This window comes from Burkholderia sp. (assembly GCF_018375725.1).
In the GTDB taxonomy this organism is placed as follows: domain Bacteria; phylum Pseudomonadota; class Gammaproteobacteria; order Burkholderiales; family Burkholderiaceae; genus Burkholderia.
Genome location: NZ_JAHACR010000289.1, coordinates 1 through 5271, shown reverse-complemented (window position 1 = coordinate 5271; position 5271 = coordinate 1). Strand labels below are relative to the sequence as shown.

Annotated in this window: 6 protein-coding genes; 3 read left to right on the top strand and 3 right to left on the bottom strand. The window is 65.7% G+C overall.

All coding sequences use genetic code 11. The features are described 5' to 3' along the window. The coding region (locus tag KH616_RS20905) for a PQQ-dependent sugar dehydrogenase (protein WP_292250440.1) at positions 1-1055 on the top strand (1055 nt) is incomplete at its 5' end. A 97-nt stretch (positions 1056-1152) separates the two neighbouring features. After that, positions 1153-1620, top strand: coding sequence for an NINE protein (locus KH616_RS20900; protein WP_292250438.1), 468 nt, complete (start codon positions 1153-1155; stop codon positions 1618-1620). A 79-nt stretch (positions 1621-1699) separates the two neighbouring features. On the opposite strand, the gene KH616_RS20895 is transcribed toward KH616_RS20900, so the two are convergent. Further along, a complete protein-coding gene (locus KH616_RS20895) occupies positions 1700-2911 on the bottom strand; it encodes a PA0069 family radical SAM protein (protein WP_292250436.1) in 1212 nt (403 codons plus the stop codon). A gap of 78 nt (positions 2912-2989) precedes the next feature. Then, positions 2990-3478 (bottom strand): Lrp/AsnC ligand binding domain-containing protein, encoded by a 489-nt coding sequence (locus KH616_RS20890; RefSeq protein ID WP_292250435.1) that lies wholly within the window; start codon positions 3476-3478, stop codon positions 2990-2992. Between the two features lie 146 nt (positions 3479-3624). Here KH616_RS20890 and KH616_RS20885 point away from each other — a divergent pair, with 146 nt between their 5' ends. Continuing rightward, the gene (locus KH616_RS20885; RefSeq protein WP_292250434.1) at positions 3625-4911 is read left to right on the top strand and encodes a D-amino acid dehydrogenase; all 1287 of its coding nucleotides are present in this window, start codon (positions 3625-3627) and stop codon (positions 4909-4911) included. Positions 4912-4995: 84 nt separating this feature from the next. Here the strand turns inward: KH616_RS20885 and KH616_RS20880 are convergent. Then, the coding region (locus KH616_RS20880) for an acyl-CoA dehydrogenase C-terminal domain-containing protein (RefSeq protein ID WP_292250432.1) at positions 4996-5271 on the bottom strand (276 nt) is incomplete at its 5' end.

Below are 5271 nucleotides of genomic sequence, written 5' to 3'. Positions count from 1 at the left end.
AGCTTGGGCAGCTCACCCTGCCGCCCGGCTTTCACGCGTCCGTGCTGAGCGATGCGGTACCGGCAGCGCGGGAGATGGCGTGGTCGCCGCGCGGAATCCTCTATGTGGGCAGCCGGGAGGGGCGCGTGCACGCCCTCGTGATGCGTGACGGGCGGGTCAGCGCGCATCACGTCATTGCGTCGGGACTCGACATGCCGGTCGGCGTCGCATACCGCGACGGCTCGCTCTATGTGTCGGCCGTCTCGCGCATTGTGCGCCTCGACCGCATCGACGACCAGCTTCAGACGCCGCCCAAGCTTGCGATCGTCACCGATACGCTGCCGACCGAACATCATCACGGCTGGAAGTTCATCGCGTTCGGCCCGGACGGGAAACTCTATGTCCCCACCGGAGCGCCCTGCAACGTGTGCCTGGCCGACCGCAATCGCTACGCGATCATCGCGCGAATGAACCCGGACGGCAGTCATTACGAGGTGTTCGCACGCGGCGTTCGCAATTCGGTCGGTTTTGCATGGCATCCGGACACCGGCGAACTCTGGTTCACCGACAACGGACGCGACTGGATGGGCGACGATCAGCCGGACGACAAGCTTAACCGCGCACCGCTCGCCGGGCTCGATTTCGGCTTTCCTTTCTGCCATGGCGGCGCGACGCCCGACCCCGAATTCGGCGACAAAAACGCATGCAGCCGTTACATCGGCCCCGTGCTGAAACTCGGCGCGCACGTCGCGGCGCTCGGCATGCGTTTCTACACCGGCACGATGTTTCCCGCCGCGTACAGGAACAACATCTTCATCGCCGAACACGGTTCGTGGAACCGGCGCACGAAAGTCGGCTACCGCGTCATGCGTGTCGTCGTGTCGGCGGATGGCCGCCACGCCCAGCAGACACCGTTCGTCACCGGCTGGCTGCGCCCGGACGGCTCCGTCTGGGGGCGGCCGGCCGACGTGCTCCTCCTGCCCGACGGTTCGCTCCTTGTCAGCGACGATCAGGCCGGCGCGATCTACCGCATCACTGCATCACTTATAGGGCGCCGTGATGCAGCCCGGGCGTGACCGCGCCCGCGCCGGCATCGTAGAATGCGTGCCGGGCCACACGCCCTCGCCGCCTTGCCGGCCGCCGCCCACCCCAACGATCACGCGCCCGTCATCCATGTCCAGCAACCCGCCATTGTCCCGCCGTTTCCGCTCCAAGACGCTCACCGCCTCCTTCGCGTTCCTGTTCGGCTCGATTGGCGCGCACCGCTTCTATCTGCATGGCTGGCGGGACGTGTTCGGATGGGCGCACCTGCTCGCGACGATCGTCGGCATACCCGGCTTCTTGCTGCTCGCCGCGACCCAGCGCACCGCCGGCCTCGGCTGGTGGCTGGCCGTGCCCGGCTCGATCTCGCTCCTTGCGGCGTTCCTCGCCGCGATCGTGTATGGCCTGCGGCCTGACGAAAAATGGGACGCGCAATTCAACGCCGGTACCGGCCGGCACAGCCGCTCGGGCTGGACGGTCATCTTCGTCGTGATTTTCTCGCTGCTGATCGGCGCTTTCCTGCTGATGACCGGACTCGCGCTGTCGTTCCAGACCTACTTTGAATCGCAAGTCGAAGCGGCCAAGCAGATCTCCCAGTGAATTCAGTAGCGGCCACAATCGGCGCCTATCGGTCGCGCGACGACTGACGCGCAGCTCATCAAGACTTGAACCTTTCTGCTCAGAAGAGACGCAACTGCACGTCGCCGCACGTTGCCTCTCCGGCCACCCCTGCCGATACACGCAATCCAACCGACTCGCGAACAGCCGGCCCACGGTTGGCCGCCCCACGGTTGGCCGCCCCACGGTTGGCCGCCCCACGGAAGTGCGACAGATCGAGAATGTCACGCGTCCGCTCATTCAGCCCGAGCCGCTTGACCGCCTGCCGGAAGCGCTGCTTCAGCAGATCGGCCCAGATCCCTTCGCCTTTCATCCGGCTGCCGAAATCCGAGTCGTAATCCTTGCCGCCGCGCATGTCGCGCACGCGATTCATCACCCGCTCGGCGCGATCCGGGAAATGCGCGGCCAGCCAGTTCCTGAACAGCGGCGCCACCTCCCAGGGCAAACGCAGGACGATGTAGCTCGCATGCGTTGCCCCCGCCTCCGCACAGGCTTCGAGCACCCGCTCCATGTCCGGCTCGGTAACGAACGGAATGACCAGCGCGATGCTCACGCCGACCGGCACCCCCGCTTCGCTGAGCGCACGAATCGTCCGCAGCCTGCGCGACGGCGTCGCGGCGCGCGGCTCGAGCGTGCGCGCCAGATTCGCGTCGAGCGTGGTCATCGTGACGGCCGCCATCACCTGGCCGCGCGCCGCCATCGGCGCCAGCAGGTCGAGGTCGCGCTCGATCAGCGATGACTTCGTGATCGCGGCGAACGGCAGGCCATGATCGTGCATCACCTGAATCACGCTGCGCGTGATGCGCAAGTCCCGCTCGACGGGCTGGTAGGCGTCGGTATTGACGCCGAGCGCGATCGGTTCCGGCACGTAGCTCTTTTTCGAGATTTCGCGCACGAGCAGCTCGGCCGCATTGACCTTCGCGTAGATGCGACTCTCGAAGTCGAGGCCGGGCGACAGGCCGAGATAACTGTGCGTCGGCCGCGCGAAACAATAGATGCAGCCATGCTCGCAGCCGCGATACGGATTGAGCGACACGCTGAACGGAATGTCGGGTGACTGGTTGCGCGTCAGGATGCTGCGTGCGCGCTCCTCGAACACCTGCGTGCGCAGCGGCGCCGGCAGATCGCCGTCGTCCGTTTCGTGCGTCCAGCCGTCGTCGATCGACTCGCGCAGCAATGTCTCGTACCGCCCCTGCAGATTGTCGACCGCCCCGCGCCCCTTGCGGGGCATCGGCGGCGCAACCGGAAATTCGCTGTCGGATCGTTCAGCCATTCGCCCACCTCATCACTGCGCCAAATACTGGATATTTATACAGTATTTGGCGCAGAATGCCAAGGGCGTCCTGCGAGGTTATTCCTCGACCGAAATCGTCAGCGTCTCCTTGATCTCCTCCATCACCACATAGCTCTTCGACTGCACCGCGCCGGGCAACTGCAGCAGGATGTCGCCGAGCAGTTTCCGGTAGTCGGCCATTTCGCCGATGCGCGCCTTGATCAGGTAGTCGAAATCGCCCGACACGAGATGGCATTCGAGCACCTCGTCGATCTTCATCACCTCGCGGCGGAACTGCTCGAACATGTTGCCGCCCTTGTGGCCGAGCGTGATCTCGACGAATACCAGCAGCGCCGCGCCAAGCTGGGCCGGGTCGACCCGCGCGTGATAGCCCGTGATGACGCCGTCGCGCTCCATGCGCCGCACGCGCTCGATGCATGGCGTGACGGTCAGTCCGACCTGCTCGGCGAGGTCCTTCATCGCCATGCGGCCGTCCTGCTGAAGCAGTTTGAGAATGCGTCGGTCGAGCTTGTCGAGCGTGCGTACCGGCTGGCGTTGGGTTCTCATGTCTTATTACTGAAAATCAACAAAATACGATAACAAAACCTGTAGATTCGACAATACCATAGCGCGAAATACTGGGTTAGATAGTGGATACACGGAGCCGCGGGTGCTGCCGGTCTCGATCTGGCCCTTCCCCATCTGGAGTAGCTATGCGAGTCGTCGTTTTGGGCAGCGGTGTGGTTGGCGTGGCAAGCGCTTACTATCTCGCGCGTGCGGGTCATGAAGTCACGGTGATCGATCGGGAGGCCGGCCCGGCGCTCGAAACGAGCTTCGCCAATGCCGGTCAGATCTCGCCCGGCTATGCCGCACCGTGGGCCGCGCCCGGCGTACCGCTGAAAGCCGTCAAGTGGATGTTCGAAAAGCATGCGCCGCTCGCGATCCGCCTCGACGGCACGCGCTTCCAGCTGCAATGGATGTGGCAGATGCTGCGCAACTGCACGGCGGAGCGCTATTCGATCAACAAGGGCCGCATGGTGCGCCTCGCCGAATACAGCCGCGACTGCCTGCAGGCATTGCGCGCCGACACCGACATCCGTTACGAAGGTCGCACGGGCGGCACGCTGCAGCTGTTCCGCACGCAGCAACAGCTCGACGGCGCAGCGAAGGACATCGCCGTGCTGCGCGAAGCGAACGTGCCGTTCGAACTGCTGTCGCCGGCCGAACTGTCGAAGGCCGAGCCGGCGCTCGCCGCTGTGTCGCACAAGCTGACGGGCGGCCTGCGCCTGCCCGGCGACGAAACGGGCGATTGCCAGCTGTTCACGACGCGCCTGGCCGCGCTTGCCGAAGGGCTCGGCGTCAAGTTCCGCTACAACACGCCGATCGACGCGCTCGCGATCGCCGGCGGCAAGATCGCCGGCGTGCAGTGCGGCAGCGAGATGGTGCGCGCCGATGCCTACGTCGTCGCGCTCGGCTCGTACTCGACGCGCTTCGTTGCGAACCTGATGAAGATCCCGGTCTACCCGCTCAAGGGCTACTCGATCACCGCGCCGATCGTCGACGAAGCGGCCGCGCCGGTATCGACCGTGCTCGACGAGACCTACAAGATCGCGATCACGCGCTTTGACCGCCGCATCCGTGTCGGCGGCATGGCGGAGATCGTCGGCTTCGACAAGCGCCTGCGCGACGCACGCCGCGAGACGCTCGAGATGTGCGTGAACGACCTGTTCCCGGGCGGCGGCGATACGTCGAAGGCGACGTTCTGGACCGGCTTGCGCCCGATGACCCCGGACGGCACGCCGATCGTCGGCCGCACGCCGGTGTCGAACCTGTTCCTGAACACCGGCCACGGCACGCTCGGCTGGACGATGTCGTGCGGCTCCGGCCAGCTGCTCGCCGACCTGATCTCGGGCAAGAAGCCGGCGATCCAGGCTGACGATCTGTCGGTGCATCGCTATCTGCAGGAAACGGCCGGGCGGGCTCGCCCCGCCTACGCGTAATACACGCCCGCCACCGCGCGGCCGCTCGTACACAAGCAAACGGCGCCCTCGGGCGCCGTTTTGTCTTCATGACGCAAAACCGCGTCAGAACTGGTCCTCGGTCAGCGCCAGCACACCCTCGCCGCGCTTCGCGCCGAGCACCGATGCTTCGAGCCCGGCCGCCTGCACGAGAATGTGCTCGGCATAACACTGCGCGATCGCGATCTTGGCGTCGTAAAACGCCGGATCGTCCGCGCGCCTGGCATGCGCGGCGAGCATCGCGCGCGCCATCTGCCAGCCGCACAGCACGACGCCGGCCAGCCTCAGATACGGCACGCTGCCCGCGAATACGGCGTCCAGGTCGCGCTTCGTATTCTCGAC